A 16212-nucleotide genomic window follows, 5' to 3' on the forward strand; every position below is an offset into this window, starting at 1 on the left:
AAAAAAATTCGGTGGTGAATTTTTGGTCCGTGGCGGTCGCAGTGAAAGCTACGAAGGCACGCCGCCCGGCGATAGGCACGTCGTAATCCGTTTTCCCAGCTATCAAGCAGCAAAGGACTGGTACCATTCAGAGGACTACGAGGAAGCAAAGGCTCTTCGGATGTCCGCATCAAGCAGTGTTCAGACAATTGTCGAGGGGATAGAATGACAAAACGCATCTGTATTATCGGAGCAGGTCCGTCAGGGCTTGCACAATTGCGTGCTTTTCAATCGGCGGCCGAAAAAGGCGCGGAAATTCCAGAGATTTTTTGTTATGAAAAGCAGGCAGATTGGGGTGGGCTTTGGCGATATACCTGGCGCACCGGACTGGATGAACACAGCAACCCCTGTCATGGTTCAATGTACCGGTACCTGTGGTCAAATGGACCGAAAGAAGGGCTGGAATTCGCTGACTACACCTTTGAGGAACACTTTGGAAAACCCATTGCATCCTATCCGCCGCGGGCTGTTCTTTTCGATTACATCGAAGGCCGAGTTAACAAAGCAGATGTTCGGAAGTACATAAAATTCAATACCGTAGTACGGGACGTCCGCGCGGTCGACAATGGGTTTGAGGTTACTGTTCGTGATGCAGAGACCGATACCGAAGACCGCAGCGTCTTTGATCATGTGATTGTAGCTTCTGGGCACTTCAGTTTTCCGAATGTCCCCTATTATCCAGGTTTCGAATCCTACAAGGGCCGCATCTTGCACGCGCATGACTTCAGGGATGCGGTGGAGTTTAAAGACAAGGATATATTGATCCTTGGCACGTCGTATTCGGCAGAAGACATCGGATCGCAGTGTTGGAAATACGGGTGCAACTCGGTAACCGTTGCCCACCGGACCGCGCCAATGGGATACAACTGGCCCGACAACTGGAAAGAGGTTCCAAAACTAGAGAAAGTGGAAGGCAAAACGGCCCACTTTATTGATGGGACTTCCCGTGAAGTTGACGCGATCATATTGTGCACCGGATATAAACACCATTTCCCGTTTCTGCCCGATGACCTGCGGTTGAAGACAGCCAATCGGTTGGCTGCAAACGACCTTTATAAAGGTGTTGTATACACGGGGAACCCGGACCTCTTTTATCTGGGGATGCAAGATCAGTGGTACACATTCAATATGTTTGACGCGCAGGCCTGGTGGGTGCGCGATGTGATTTTGGACCGCATTGCATTACCGGATGCCGAAGTAATGGAGGCGGATTGGCAAAAGCGGCAGGCCGACGAAGATGCTCTGGAAGATGACTATGCCTGCATAGCCTATCAGGGCGCTTATACCGGTGAACTGATCGACGAAACTGACTATCCGTCATTTGATATCGAAGCAGCTAATCAAGCCTTCTACGAATGGAAGAAGCACAAGAAGAAAGGGATAATGGAATTCCGGGACCACGGCTATACTAGCCCAATGACCGGCACAAAAGCGCCCCCACATCACACCGCGTGGAAGGATGCGCTGGACGACAGTCTTGAGGATTACCTGAAGACTTGAACTGGGCGAACGAACCCTCGCCTGGAAAGGCGTAGAGGCTTCGCCAAAAGCAACTGGGAGAATGAAGATGAAAAAACTGACTTTATTAGCCTCTGCAAGCGCCGTCGCAGTTATGGGTGTCGCCGCCAATGCGGCTGACAGCGATGATCCGATCGTGATCCCGATCCACAACTGGTCAAGCCAGATTGTGATGTCGAACGTGGTCGGCCAGATGTTTGAGGAAATGGATCTGAATGTCGAATACGTCACCACTGACAGCCAAGCCGTATACGAGTCGGTTCGTCTGGGCGATGTCGCGTTGGAGCTGGAAGTATGGGAAGGCGCATTCGGTGCTTCCTTCCGTGAGGCGTTGTCCAAGGGCGGGCTGCACGATGCTGGCGACCACGACGCGGTAACCCGCGAAGATTGGTGGTATCCAATGTGGACCAAAGATGCTTGTCCTGGTCTGCCGGACTGGAAAGCGTTGAACGACTGCGCTGCTGTATTTGCAACAGCTGAGACGGGCGACAAAGGTCGGTATTTGGACGGTCCGGTGGACTGGCTGAAACACGGGCAGGAGCGCGTCGAGGCGCTGGGCATGGATTTTGTTGTTGTGAACGCGGGTTCTGCCGCGGCTCTCTGGGCTGAAATCGGTGCGGCAGAGGCTGAAAAGAAACCGGTCGTTGTATTCAACTGGACGCCTAACTTTGCCGAAGCAGTGTGGCCGGGCGAGTTTGTCGAGTTTCCTGCATGGGAGGATGGGTGTGACACCGATCCGTCGGTTGGACCTAACCCAGATGCTCTTTACGACTGCGGCAACCCCGCGACCGGCTACCTGAAAAAGGCTGCCTGGGATGGTATGAAAGACAAGTGGCCAACAGCTTATTGCGTTTTGACGAAGATTTCTTTCACTAATCCTCAGATCGCTGAAATGGCTAAACTGGTAGACACAGACGAGTTGGAGCCAGAGGATGCAGCGGTTGAATGGCTGTCTGCAAATCGTGGAATCGTCGATCCCTGGATTAATGAGTGCTCAGGCTGATCCTTGCGTGATTTGACAAACATGCCCGTCCCGCGAGACCATGCGGGGCGGGTGACCTGATGACAGGGGATTGGCATGGCTCCGGTAATTTCGGCCAGAAGTGTTTGGAAGCTTTTCGGTGCGCATCCGGAAAAGTACCTGCGTACGATGCCGGAAAATCACAGCTTCGATGACATTCGTGCTGATGGATATATCGCTGGGGTAAAGGATGTATCTGTAGATGTGAGTCAAGGCGAGATGCTTGTCATCATGGGCCTCTCTGGTTCGGGAAAATCAACGCTTGTTAGGTGTTTTTCCAGGTTACACGACATTACCAGCGGAACCATCGAAGTCGATGGTCAGGATATCATGTCTTTGGCAGAAAAAGATCTGATAGAACTGCGCCGTTCAAAGATGGGGATGGTGTTTCAGTCGTTCGGTCTGCTGCCGCATCGTACAGTTTTGGAAAATGTCGCGTTCCCATTGGAGATGCGTGGACAGGACAAATACACAAGACGCGAGCGGGCGCTGGAAGTTGTGCGTTTAGTCGGACTTGAAGGACGGGAAGACTATTTCCCCCGGGAACTTTCAGGAGGACAGCAGCAACGCGTAGGTATAGCGCGATCACTCGCGATCGAGCCGGACATCTGGTTTCTGGACGAGCCATTCTCGGCGTTAGATCCGCTTATTCGCCGTGAAATGCAGGATGAGTTCCTGAGGCTGCAAGAGATGCTGGGTAAGACGATTGTCTTTATCACACATGACTTTGACGAAGCGCTTCGGCTGGCGGACCGCATTGCAATCATGAAAGATGGCGCTATCGAACAATGCGATACGCCGGATGCGATAGTTATGAGCCCGGCGACCGAGTATGTCAGGAAGTTCACGGAAGATATCGACAAGGCCCGCGTTGTTCATGCGCGCGGCTTATCAAGACCTGTCAACGGCATGACGCTGGAAGGAAATGCCGTGGACGCAAAAGCGACGATTCAGGATCTGGCCCGGCAACTGGTGAATGAAACACGCGAAGCAATTCCTGTCGCTGATAAGTCCGGAAAAGTGATCGGTGTCATGCATAGATCCGAAGCTCTCGATCTGCTGTTAGGGGCTGGCTGATGGCCGTAACCCACGCCTCCGACGTCGGCGGGCGCGCCCACGCCGGTGTTGGCAGGAATCCGGTCTTGCTAACTCTGGTCGGAACAGCGGTCGTTCTTATGGTGGCGCATGCGTTTGGTGTACTCCCACCTTGGTTGCAACGAATACCAGAGACGATGATCCCGCCAACTGCCGAAGCCCTTGATGCGGTATTCGCATTTGTTCAGAATGACTTGGGCCTTATCTATGTCACTAGGTTTATCGCAGAGGGACCACTTGAGTTTTTCTTGGATGCGACCGCAAACTTGCTTTATGGCAAGCGCCGTTGGCCGATGCTGGGACCTATCCCTTGGACAGCGATCGCGGGTGCAGCGGCAGTGCTTGGTTATTACCTTGGCGGTTGGAGGCTCGCCGTTCTCGCAGGCGGCACATTTGTCTGGACCGCCCTGATCGGACAGTGGGACATCGCGATGCAAACGATGTCAGTGCTGGTTGTCGCTGCACCGATTGCGTTTTTGATTGGTCTTCTTTTGGGTATAGCTGCCTGGAAATACGTCCGGGTAGACACAGTGATCAAACCGATCCTGAGCGTGCTGCAAACGCTTCCATTTTTCACTTATCTGCTGCCGGCTGTAATTTTCTTCAAAGTTGGGCCGACGGCAGGTGCGGTAGCAACGATCATTTACGCCATGCCGCCCATGATACTGATGACGACACTTGGTCTTAAGAAAGTAAGCCCAGAAGTTGTCGAGGCGGGTAAGATGTCAGGGTGTACCCGTTGGCAAATGCTGACACGCGTCTATTTGCCAGCTGCACGGACCGAAATTTTGGTCGGTGTTAACCAGGTGATTATGCTTTGCCTTGCTATGGTCGTTCTTACAGCCTTCATTGGGATGCCCGGGCTTGGCGCAAAGCTGCTAGCTATGATGGGCAGCTTCAAGCTAGGCCGTTCTTTCGAGATAGGCGTGACTATAGTTTTGTTCGCAATTATGCTGGACCGACTGTCAAAAGCGTGGGTTGTCAAACAACCAATACACTTTGAGAAAGGCACGCCTTGGTGGAAGCAACACGCATATCTTTTGATCGGCCTGGCAGTTTTTTCGTTTTTTTGTATTGTTGCGCAATTCGTTGATGTCTTTGCGGAAATTGGTCGACGGCAGTCTTTCTCAAAAGGCAAAGAGATTGACGTTGCCATTAAAAGTTTTCTGGCGATTGATGCCGTGAATGCGGTGACAGAATGGTTGCGATGGTTTCTTAACGTCAAAGTTCTGATACCGTTCAGGAATTCACTTCTGTGGATTCCAACACCCGCATTTATCTTGCTGGTCACGGCACTGGCGTATTGGCTGGGCGGCAAGCGGCCCGCAATCTATGCTTTTGTTTTCTTTACATTAGTCGCCTTTTCAGGTTGGTGGGACCGATCAGTTATCACGCTCTATACAGTCATTTCCGCCGTAATAATATCGATGCTTGTGGGCATTCCGCTTGGTATTTTCGCTGCTCGTTCAGCGAAATGGTCGAACCGTATTCTGCTGGCCTGCGATACGGCGCAAACATTTCCGAGCTTCATCTATCTCATTCCGGCCATTATGTTGTTTGGCGTGAATGATGTTGCCGTCGTTTTTGCAATTGTGATTTTCACAACCGTTCCATTGACGCGTTATACGATCGAGGGACTTCGCACTGTACCCCCGGAAATCACCGAGGCAGCCGACATGTCAGGGGCAACGCGCAGACAAAAGTTGTGGTCAGTACAGTTGCCGATGGCGTTGCCGACTATGGCTGTAGGATTTAACCAAGCAATTATGTTCGCCTTCTTTATGGTGATCATCGCGGCGTTTATTGGCACCCAGGATCTCGGCCAGGAATTGCAGAGGACGCTTGCGGGGACAGAGCTTGGCAAGAACATTGTACTGGGTCTAAACGTGGCATTAATGGCCCTGACATTTGATCTTGCGGTTATGGCCTGGGCCGAAAAACGCAAAAAGATGTTGGGGCTCGGATGATGATATGAACAAACCTGAGTTTATCGAGCATCCCTGGGAAAGGCGGGGGATAGTTTCTCCTGGCCTACCGATCTTGCCACACGGTGTCGAACGTCATCCGGTGCCCGGAGGTGGGTCACGAGCTATTCCGGTTTTTCGCGGGGATGAGATCAGTGTTGTCGACAAAGAAGGCTTACAGCAAGGTGAACTCGTGTTTTTCGCACCCGACCGAACTTCGGATGCGACAATGCTTGGGGCAATCGGTAAAGGGCGGCCCACCGCAACAATCGAAACCTTGGCAAACAGTTCACGATCAGGCGCTAAAGTATTGAAAGCACTGTCTGCATCGGGTTTCTCGATTGAAACTGGCGATGCTATCGGCGTTTTTTCCGAAGGATCCAAGCCGGGTGATACGACAAACTTTACAGCGGAATGCGATGGTTTGTTGATTTGCGCCGCTCCGGGCAAACCGATGAGCCCAGAAAAACAGAACGCACCTACTGAGCTTGTTCTATATATCCGGCGGGCCGACCCAAAACAGGCCAAAGGCGTATTGGGTCCACCCGAACCACTCGCCGACCCGCTGCAAGATCTCAATATTCAGCCGGGGAACGCAACGGCCTATGAGGTCAAAAAGGGTCAGTATATTCAAATACTTGATGTAAAAGGAAGGGAGTGCTCGGATTTTCAGGCGTTCTCGCTGCGCGCACTCGACGACGGCCTCGAGCGCGAGATCGATCCGACGACAACCCGCAGCTTGATGGGAAGCCTATATCCGAACCCGGGCATCTTTTCTAAGTATTGGTCAGTTGATCACGAACCGCTTGTTGAGATCGTGCAAGACACCTGCAGCCGGCATGACACCTTCGGTCTGGCGTGTACCGCCCGCTACTATGAAGACCTCGGCTATCCGGGGCATATCAACTGCTCGGACAACATGAATGCGGATTTGGCAAAGTTCAACGTTCGACCCCGCGGCGGCTGGCCGGCAATAAACTTCTTTTTCAATACAATGCTTGATGACACCAACGCCATCGGGATGGACGATCCATGGTCGCGCCCCGGCGACTATGTGTTGCTGCGCGCATTGTCTGATTTGGTTTGTGTAAGCACGGCGTGCCCTTGTGATGTCGATCCAGCAAATGGATGGAACCCGACGGATATCCAGGTCCGCACATATAAGGCAACCGAGGATTTCAAGAGATCCGTTGGTTATAGAAAGTCTGCGGAGGCGGATGTGGAAGAGACAAAGAAAACCGCGTTTCATGATTGCTTTGCGCGCCACACAGAAGACTTCGTCGAGTATAATGGCTATTGGTTAGCGAATACCTTTCCCAAGCTTGGGAGTATAGCGGAGTACTGGGCCGTACGCGAAAAGGCAGCGGTAATGGATTTGTCGCCGCTGCGGAAATACGAAGTAACAGGCCCAGATGCCGAAGAGCTGATGCAGGCCTGTGTTACGCGTAACGTCAAGAAAATCAGCGTCGGACAGGTGAGCTATACCGCCATGTGCTACGAGCATGGTGGAATGATTGACGATGGCACAATTTATCGGTTGGGGGACAACAATTTTCGTTGGATAGGGGGCAATGACACAAGCGGTCTATGGCTCAAAGAGCAAGCCGTTGAGCGAGGTTTAAATGCATGGGTGCGGCCGTCTACAGACCAGCTCCATAACATTGCAGTCCAAGGGCGCCATTCAAAGGATATCCTGAGGAAAATTTTTTGGACGCCGCCAACCCAACCGTCCGTTGAGGAGTTGCCCTGGTTTCGAATGACTATTGCCCGCATCGGCGATTACGCGGGAACGGCGGTTGTGATTTCGCGAACCGGTTATTCGGGCGAGTTGGGGTACGAGATATTCTGCCACCCAAAGGATGCGGTCGAAGTATTCGACGCAGTTTGGGATGCTGGTCAGGAATATGGCATAGCGCCTTTGGGCCTTGCCGCGTTGGACATGATGCGGATCGAAGCCGGATTGATTTTCGCAGGCAGCGAATTTGACGACACAACAGACCCGTTCGAGGCCGGTATTGGCTTTACTGTGCCATTAAAGACAAAAGAAGACGATTTTATTGGCCGAGCCGCATTGGAGGAGCGTAAGGCGCATCCGCATCGAAAACTTGTTGGATTTGAAATCGAAGGAGGCACCGTGCCTTCGCCCGGTGATTGCGTTCGCGTTGGGAAGGCGCAGGTGGGTGAAATCACCTCGGCAGTAAAATCGCCAGTTCTTGGAAAAGTGATCGCGCTTGGCCGGGTTGTAACGACGCACGCAGGCGTTGGAACGGAAATCGAAATTGGCCAACTTGATGGCCAGCAAAAGCGATTAAAAGCTCGCGTTGTGAAGTTTCCACATTTCGATCCCGGGAAAGATCGAGTGAAGGGTAACTACGATTGAAGGTCTTCACAGCGGATGCTGTACCTGGAAGTCCATACTGGTGGGATCATGTGGCATGGCCAACCCTTGGAGAAAGGCCGCCAAATCAAACGGAAATTCTGATAATTGGCGCCGGATATACGGGGCTGTCTGCGGCCATCGCTGCTAATGATTCAGGTGCTCGGGTTTTGGTCATAGACAGTGGACAGCCGGGGCAGGGGGCCTCGACCCGAAACGGAGGCATGTTGGGTGCACACCCGCGGATTGGTTGGGATACACTGGCCAGTCGATACGGGCCATCCGTTGCTGACGCGCTGTTTTCCGAGGCCGCAGATGCACTGAGCTGGATCAAGAAACTTCTTAGGAACGAAAAAATCGCCTGCGACTACGAAGAATGTGGGCGAGTTCAACTTGCTTACACATCTGATCATTTCGCGGCGCAAAAAAGGATGGCTGCGCAGATTTCTGAAAAAGGTGGCGGGCCGTGTGAAATCCTGAGCCGCGATGAATTATCGAATTATATTGCCACACCACTTTATAAAGGAGCCATCCGGTTTCCCAAACACGGCGCGTTGCACCCGGCGAAATACCTGCACGGTTTGTTGAGTGCTGTATTGAGCCGTAAAATCACCGTAGTTTCAAATTGTCCGGCAGTTAGTGTCCAAAACGCAGGAACAAAGTGGAGGGTCTCAACGCCGCATGGAGAAATCACCGCCGACAAGATCGTTTTGGCTACGAATGGCTACACGGGACAACAGTTTCAATGGTTTAATCAACGTGTGTTTCCGGTGCCAAGTTTCATCATTGCCACAGAACCGTTGTCACCTGAATTGATAAAGGAATTGGCGCCAAGCCGTCACATGATGGTGGAAACTCGAACGCACCACAGCTACTTCCGAGTGTCACCCGACGGATCTCGAATATTATTCGGAGGCCGCGCAGCCCTTGTGGATATCGATCTTACCAAAGCCGCGCGTCGCCTACGCAAAAAAATGGTCGAGATATGGCCGGGGCTGCGAGATGTTCAGTTGTCACACGTTTGGACAGGAAACACAGGTTTCACCTTTGATCAATTACCGCATGTAGGGGATCGGAACGGTGTCCACTATGCATTGGGGTATTCCGGGGGTGGAACAGTGTTAGCTCCATGGTTGGGCCGAAAAGCTGCGCTTCGGGCTGTGGGCGCGCCGGAAGGAGAAACGGCTTTTACGCAAACGCGGTTTTCTTCTCGCTGGTTCCACTCCGGCGGACGACCGCATTTTCTGCGCCCACTCGATCTGTGGTATCGTCATTGGGTCGATCGACGTGAAGACAAAACCGCAAACGACTAGTTGGCCCAGACGGGCATCACAGACATAGTCAGGGGGCTAGTGTTGCCGCTGTCAGGCAAAAAGACTGGTTCCTCTGCAAGTTCGATAGCCTCCCACCGACGTAGCCAGACGTTCAACGCGGCCGTCATGTCTGTTCGCGCGACAAGGTGTCCCAAACAATGATGAGCGCCCCCTCCGAAACCAAAATGCGGTTTTCGGCGGACGCGAATATCAAAATTGCCATCATGGCCTGTTTCAGGGTCTGTAGCAGAAGCATGAACCAAAATGTGCACAGTTTCCCCTGCGCGAATAATGACATCACCGATGGTGACATCTTCCAATGCTTCGCGGGTCGCCCAAGTCGTTGTCGGGCGCATTCTGATCACTTCGTCGATGGCGTTTGAAACCGCTTGCGGATTGTTCCGCAGCCAGGTCCACTGTTCTGGATGTTGCGAAAAAAGATGCGCGGCAAAAGCGAGTTGCGCGCGAGTAGTATCCACGCCGCCAAAGATCGAAATTACCGTCAAATCAATTAGCGCCTGACGATCTTCATAGTCTTCCGAAATTAGGCGGGCGACAAAACTGCCGCTTGGCGGTGCATCGAGCAACCGATTTGCCATTTTCGTCAATCTGTCTACAGACGCGTTTACCTCTGCCTGATAATTGATTGCCTCTGGCCCCATAGCGAGACCTAGGCAGGTTGCGTCTGCTGCAAGGCGCTCGGAGATGTGCAATGGCAGGCCTAATAGTGTTGTAATTGCCTGTCCTGCGAACGGTTCGGTGAAACCGTCAATTATGTCAAAAGGCTCATGACTACGAAGGTTGTCACACAAGGTTTCTGCGATTTCGACAAAATCAGGCTCCAGCGCAACGATATGTTCCTGCGCCAATGCATTCTGCGCAATTTTCCTCAATGCTGAATGTTCTTCGCCTTCCAGTGATATAACGCTGCGTTTCCAAAACTCGGCGAAACTGCCCTTTAGCCCCACCATGTTCGGCCAGGAGTGGCTGCCTTGACGAAATCTCCGGTCACGCAAAATCATACCGCCTTGGCGGTGCCGTAGAACTGCATAGCCAAACGGCGTACGGGCACACCAAGCTGTCTGGCGCGCTGTGTGCACTTCCTGAGAACGCGTTGAAAAGGTCGGACTTGCTAGATCTAGAAATGGAAGACGTCGATCCATGGCTGTCCTGTCTGAAAAGGGCCGCACCAATTGGGCGGCCCTTTAGATAGTTGCTTGAAGTTACTTTTTCAGTTTCTTGTAGGCGTCATGCTCGTGCTTGTAGCCACTCCAAAGAGTGTAAATGCACACCAAAACGGCGAGAAGAAACCAGACAGTCGACATTGATGATCCTGCCCCTGTGAAGATCGGGCCAGTCATCTCATCGACGTTTGCTAGATCAAATCCCATTTTTCAGTCTCCTAATTCAGATGTTTATTCTGCAGCAGGCGCGGAAGGAACAATGCCTTCCGGATACGCCTGCAATGGTACTTTGGTTAGATCGAGCCCTGCGAGTTCTGCTTCTTCCGCCACGCGCAGCATTCCTAGTGCGTTGAGGATCCAACTGACAACGTACCCAGGCACAAATCCCAACAGGAAAAATACAACCGCGCCAACGAGCTGACCTACAAGCGACACAGTGGCAACGCCGTCACCCTGGATGGCTGGAAGACCTGACCCCCAGATTCCAAACATGATCAGGCCGAACAGACCAATCGTACCGTGAACAGTTACGGCACCGACAGCGTCGTCTATGCCGCGTTTGTCTAAGAAATTGTAGCAAGGTTTCAGCAGTGCTCCGCCTACGGCGCCCATTACGAACGCGAGCGAGGGATCATAAACGTCAAGTCCCGAAGCCGTGGCGATGATGCCGGCAAGGGCACCTGACATCATGAAGAATGGGTCACGAGCGATTGCCCACGCACCAATTATACCACCCGACATACCCATCAGAATGTTGAAAGCCAACGAAGACAGAGTCATCGGCGTACCGTAGATTGTTGTCGCTTTATCCGCGTACCAGCTCCACCCTTCACCCGGAACAATGACACAGGCCATCAGAAAGCCCCAGAATCCTACGATAATCAGCATCAGGCCGGTTACGGTGAAAGGCATGTTGTGTCCTGCGATGTGATTTGCCGAACCGTCTTCATTGTATTTACCAATTCTCGGGCCAAGATTGATCAAAACGCCAAGGGCAAAGAAACCTGCCACGGCGTGTACCAGTCCCGCTGCGCCAAAGTCGTGTACTCCCCATTGGGTTACTAGCCATCCGTCTGCGTGCCAGCCCCAAGCTGCTGCAACAACCCATGCGAACGAGCCCAGAACAACGGCAAGGATAACAAATCCAACAACTTGAATTCGCTCGATTACCGCGCCTGAGAAGATCGACGCTGTGGTTGCTGCAAAAAGTGCGAAAGCACCCCAGAACACACCTGTCGCCTGATCATCCAGATTGGGTCCTGCACTTTCGGTCCATGGCCACGCGAATGCAGCGTACTCGGCGCCGGAAATGCCCATGGCGCCCTCTGAGAACGTGATGCCGGTTGGGAACCCCCAGTAGACCCACCACCCAAAGAAATAAAATGTGGGCATCATAAACGCGAATGCGAGAATGTTCTTAATGCCCGACGCAAGCACGTTTTTTTGTCGGGATGCACCCATCTCGTATGCCAAAAATCCGGCGTGTATGATAACCATCAAAGGTATTGTTAGGTAGTAGTAGGTTTCTGCAAACATTGTGTTCGTTACAGAAGCCGCTGCTTCCAGTTCCGCGACTTTCGCCGCTAGTTCCGCTAGTTGCTCTTCCATGTTCCCATCCCTGCTTGGTTCCCGAGGTGGAGTTTTTGTTACAGACGAATTTCAACAGTCTGCGACAAAATGCTACACTAAACCAATTCGAAACCAGAACAAAAAATTTTGATCCAAAAATATCCCAATCTGTTTTCGAAGTTGCCGCTCACTTCTGAACTATCAACAGCAGGCCAATTGAGGATCCGAATTATTGTGCTTGCGGCATATCGATCTTGTCAAAAATGCTTAGAACTAATTCCAATATCACTTGATAGAAAGCGCTGGGTGCCTTTCTGATCTGACTGCAAACACAAAAGAGCAATGGATTGGTCATTGCAGAGGAATCGGAAGCCGAAAGTATTTTGATTCCGAAACTTCGGTATTCCCTCAGCCGCAGTATTTTCGCACCTCGGTATCCCTAAGCCCAGTGTCCACAAGCATACAGCGGTTCCGTGCCTCGTAATAATATCCACGCGCGTACCACATCACAGCTTCGGGTTCGCTTCCGTCAGAAACCATCCAAGCCCCACGCAGGTATTTTACCGCATAGGTAAGGTTGGTCTGTGCGTCCAATAGGTCCGAGGCTTCGCCTTGAAACCCCATTTGGCGCGCCGTAGCTGGAAGGATTTGCATCAAACCGTAGTAGGGACCGTTGCGCGCATAGGGGCGGTAATCGCTTTCCCGCTGGATCACGCGGTGAACAAGGCTCCGCGGCACGCCGTGGGCGTCCGCCGTTTCGTTGATCATCACGCGAAGCTCGACCGTTTCATTAGGATATAGTCGAGTCACTGTTTCCTTTGGCGCGCTGCTGCAAGCAGCCAAAGACAACGCTGCGGTTAGGATCAGGTATCGCATCCGACCTCTCAACTTACTGAAACTTGATGCAATCACTGCCTATCAGCGGCTGATATTCAATAGCCTTGAGACTCAATGCGCGGGTTTCGGCCTGCTGCGCAATTTTTCTTCCGTAAAAACGAGTACATCCAGAAACTTGGTATCATTTAACGGGGCAGCATGATGCAGCGGCTGTCAGCGTGGCAGGAAGCGCAAAGCGTCAGAGTAAAGAAGCAAAGCTTCCAAGTTGCGCATTACCCAAAGATTGAAGTCAAATCCTGAATATATCGGAAACTAAGATTTGGCAGGAGCCGATTATGCGCCAGTAGTCTCCGGATTGACCGCTTCAGCATACCCATCAGAGTTGTCGAGCCAGTGCAACAAAGCTCCAATTGGCGCAACGAACGCCACTAACAGTTGCGGTGCGCTTTCTTTCTGGGCAAGACTCCCAATGCGTCTGCCGATGGCCAATAATATAATGGCGCCTAAAACTACTGTGATCGCGCTGGCCAATGGTGCCTTTACCAGTTGATAATTCTGTGTAGCTACAACCGAGATTGCAAGACTTACGCGGGCAAATGCGATGCCATCGACAAGTCTGCGAAGCTTTGGGAAAATAAAGGTTGTTAGCGCCGCTGCGAAGCCGACGACAACCATATACAACAGTCCGGCAAATACGGGGAAGGGCAATCCGAAAACGGTACCGACCAAGTGCGAGTAAAGAACAAAACCCGCCAATGAGGCCATGAAGCTCGCAAACGCAATCCGACGCCTTTCAAGGTAGCAGTGGGTCAGTATTTTTTGCATCAGCGTTTCCCCTGCATCGCAAGCCCCGCGTTGGACTAAATGAAGCTTCTGTGGATCCAGTAGGGTAACACTTCAGCATTATTAGGCGGTCGCTCGTAGGGCGACCCGACGAAACGTCCCCCATAAAGCCAATAGAAAAGGTCGTACTTTCCAAAATTTTTAAGTTCGTCGCCAATATTTTCAGACTGACATTGTGTCAAAAATGTGTCCACCGTGCACTTGGAAACACATTGTTCTTAAAGTGGAAACTGGCGACGCATCCGTTTCTGCTTCAGATCTCAAACGGAAGAAAATCTCTGCGTTGCTCCGATCCGCGTTCGAACGTGCCTGCCGGGTTTGCGGTCTCCATTCGGCTGAAACAGAGCGCGCCTGCGAATACGGCGGTAAACCTGCGTTCGCATGCGCGGCTTAACCTGTCCTGAACTGCAGAAACTGCTAAGCAATTGGTTGGGGCAAACCGGTCAGAAGGCTTTTGGCCTTATCTTCCGCGCACAGTTGGTCCTTCGCATTTACTCACAGTAGGTTAGGGTAAGGTCAGGAGTACGCTATGGAATTACCTACACTGACCTATGAAATGATCGCAGTGCTGAGCTTGCTGTCATTCACGGTCTTACTTTTCGTAACCGAAGTCGTGCGGATTGATGTGGCGGCCGTTCTTGTGATGGTACTGTTGGGCGCGCTGAGTTATCTGCCTGGATTGGGAAATCTGGCCAATGTTACCGAACTTTTTCAAGGCTTCTCCTCTAACGCGGTGATGTCCATTATTGCGGTTATGATTCTTGGTGCGGGGCTCGACAAAACTGGACTGATGTCAAAAGTTGCTGCCGTGATCCTAAAAAATGGAGGGACCACAGAAGCACGTATTATTCCAATTGTCTCAACAACTGTCGGCATTATTAGCTCGTTTATGCAGAACGTCGGGGCGGCAGCGCTTTTTCTACCGGTTGTTAGCCGTATCTCAGCGCGTACAGAAATCCCGATGAGCCGATTGCTGATGCCCATGGGGTTTTGCGCAATACTTGGCGGCACCATCACTCTGGTGGGTTCTTCACCATTAATCCTGTTGAACGACCTTATTGTCTCGGCAAATGCGTCTTTGCCCGCGGATCAGCAGATGGAAACATTCGGTTTATTCTCCGTTACACCTATCGGCGTGATGCTGGTTTTGACCGGAGTACTTTACTTTGTGCTGGTCGGACGTTGGGTTCTGCCTGCGCACCGCGAACGGGGAGAGGATGCCAGCTCAGCTCGATCCATGCAGGCTTATATTGAAAATACGTATGGTCTTCGGGCGGATATGTTCGAAGTTCGAGTTCCGGAAGGCTCAATCATCATCGGACAGACCCTCGCCGATCTGATGGTCGCCCATCATATGTATATCCTCGGCACATCCTATCGAGGCCACAAGGTCATCGCACCAATGGCTGACACCAAGATAGAGGCGCCAGCGCGATTGGCGGTGCTTGGCCTGCGTCGAGTTGTTCAGAGGGAGTTTGCCGAACCGTACGGACTGGAAATTTTGCCGCAACTGGATGTATTTGCAGATGATTTTGCCGCAACTCAATCAGGGGTGGCAGAGGTCGTTATTCCGCCTGGCTCTTCGGTTATTGGTGAGACCCCGATTGATCTTCGTCTGCGTCAAACACATGGGCTGTCATTGTTGGCTATTCAACGTGGCGAGGAAACTTTAAGCCATGTGGAAACTGAGGATCATGCGGCCACACATATCGGGCAGGTACCTTTGCAGGCAGGGGACACTTGTGTCGTCCATGTACAGTGGGATCGGCTGACCCGACTAAAGTCTGACAGAGATTTTGTTGTTGTAACCTCGGACTTTCCGCAGGAGGAATTGCGGCCGCACAAAGTCGGCTGGGCAGTCGCCTTTTTTATCATAGCGCTGAGTTTGATCCTCTTCTCCGATTTGCGTCTGTCTTTGTGTCTGTTGATCGGTGCTATTGGGATGGTGCTGAGCCGAGTACTGTCGATTGATGAAGCCTATGAATCGATCAGCTGGAGCACGGTTTTTCTGCTCGCCTCTCTGATCCCGCTTGGCCAGGCGGTCCAAAACACCGGCACCGCGGATTGGATCGCTGCGCACGTACTAGCTTTCCTGAAAGGTTGGCCAATATGGTCGTTGCAAGCTGGAATAGCAGTTTTGGCTACAGCGTTCACGCTGGTTATGTCAAACGTAGGCGCAACTGTTTTATTGGTTCCGCTAGCTGTTTCTATTGCGGTATCAGCGGGAGGAAACCCAGCTGTGTTTGCCTTGACGGTGGCAATTTCAACGTCCAATTCATTTTTGATCCCGACCCACCAGGTGAATGCTCTAATTATGGGACCTGCAGGTTACCGGGTGGTCGATTTCCTTCGTTCTGGCGGCATCATGACGTTGCTTTTCTTGATTGTCTCCATGACCGGGTTAGCGCTCTTTTTCTAATCCGTTTTTGGTAAGGTCATCGACGTTCAGCAA

At 52.0% G+C, this 16212-nt stretch carries 13 protein-coding genes; 8 read left to right on the forward strand and 5 right to left on the reverse strand.

Annotated elements, in window-relative coordinates:
- From AC2FNE_RS00005 to AC2FNE_RS00035, 7 genes are all read left to right on the forward strand, one after another.
- Window positions 1–208 (forward strand): DUF1330 domain-containing protein (locus AC2FNE_RS00005; RefSeq protein WP_496804531.1); only part of this gene is annotated, 208 nt, incomplete at its 5' end.
- A complete protein-coding gene (locus tag AC2FNE_RS00010; RefSeq protein ID WP_496804532.1) occupies window positions 205–1539 on the forward strand; it encodes a trimethylamine monooxygenase in 1335 nt (444 codons plus the stop codon). The genes AC2FNE_RS00005 and AC2FNE_RS00010, both read left to right, overlap by 4 nt.
- Window positions 1540–1606: 67 nt before the next feature.
- Window positions 1607–2560 (forward strand): ABC transporter substrate-binding protein, encoded by a 954-nt coding sequence (locus tag AC2FNE_RS00015; protein WP_170604262.1) that lies wholly within the window; start codon window positions 1607–1609, stop codon window positions 2558–2560.
- Window positions 2561–2635: 75 nt separating this feature from the next.
- Complete coding sequence (locus AC2FNE_RS00020; protein WP_170476517.1) at window positions 2636–3655, forward strand: quaternary amine ABC transporter ATP-binding protein; 1020 nt, start codon at window positions 2636–2638, stop codon at window positions 3653–3655.
- Window positions 3655–5640 (forward strand): ABC transporter permease, encoded by a 1986-nt coding sequence (locus tag AC2FNE_RS00025; protein WP_496804533.1) that lies wholly within the window; start codon window positions 3655–3657, stop codon window positions 5638–5640. The genes AC2FNE_RS00020 and AC2FNE_RS00025 overlap by 1 nt, the downstream gene beginning before the upstream one ends.
- Before the next feature lie 4 nt (window positions 5641–5644).
- Window positions 5645–8017 (forward strand): trimethylamine N-oxide demethylase, encoded by a 2373-nt coding sequence (locus AC2FNE_RS00030; protein ID WP_496804534.1) that lies wholly within the window; start codon window positions 5645–5647, stop codon window positions 8015–8017.
- The gene (locus tag AC2FNE_RS00035; protein WP_496804535.1) at window positions 8014–9327 is read left to right on the forward strand and encodes an NAD(P)/FAD-dependent oxidoreductase; all 1314 of its coding nucleotides are present in this window, start codon (window positions 8014–8016) and stop codon (window positions 9325–9327) included. Before AC2FNE_RS00030 ends, AC2FNE_RS00035 begins: the two co-directional genes overlap by 4 nt.
- On the opposite strand, the gene AC2FNE_RS00040 is transcribed toward AC2FNE_RS00035, so the two are convergent.
- From AC2FNE_RS00040 to AC2FNE_RS00060, 5 genes are all read right to left on the reverse strand, one after another.
- Complete coding sequence (locus AC2FNE_RS00040) at window positions 9324–10490, reverse strand: cytochrome P450 (RefSeq protein WP_496804536.1); 1167 nt, start codon at window positions 10488–10490, stop codon at window positions 9324–9326. The genes AC2FNE_RS00035 and AC2FNE_RS00040 overlap by 4 nt on opposite strands.
- Before the next feature lie 60 nt (window positions 10491–10550).
- Complete coding sequence (locus AC2FNE_RS00045) at window positions 10551–10718, reverse strand: hypothetical protein (RefSeq protein ID WP_170476507.1); 168 nt, start codon at window positions 10716–10718, stop codon at window positions 10551–10553.
- A 24-nt stretch (window positions 10719–10742) separates the two neighbouring features.
- Complete coding sequence (locus AC2FNE_RS00050; protein ID WP_496804537.1) at window positions 10743–12119, reverse strand: ammonium transporter; 1377 nt, start codon at window positions 12117–12119, stop codon at window positions 10743–10745.
- A 369-nt stretch (window positions 12120–12488) separates the two neighbouring features.
- Window positions 12489–12956 (reverse strand): transglycosylase SLT domain-containing protein, encoded by a 468-nt coding sequence (locus tag AC2FNE_RS00055; RefSeq protein ID WP_496804538.1) that lies wholly within the window; start codon window positions 12954–12956, stop codon window positions 12489–12491.
- A 294-nt stretch (window positions 12957–13250) separates the two neighbouring features.
- Window positions 13251–13742: a hypothetical protein gene (locus AC2FNE_RS00060; RefSeq protein ID WP_170604250.1), complete on the reverse strand. Its 492-nt coding sequence runs from the start codon at window positions 13740–13742 to the stop codon at window positions 13251–13253.
- Window positions 13743–14289: 547 nt separating this feature from the next.
- On the opposite strand from AC2FNE_RS00060, the gene AC2FNE_RS00065 reads away from it, so the two are divergent.
- Window positions 14290–16179: an SLC13 family permease gene (locus AC2FNE_RS00065; RefSeq protein WP_170476500.1), complete on the forward strand. Its 1890-nt coding sequence runs from the start codon at window positions 14290–14292 to the stop codon at window positions 16177–16179.
- Window positions 16180–16212 lie beyond the last annotated feature (33 nt).

Source organism: Ruegeria sp. YKSD179 (assembly GCF_059612885.1).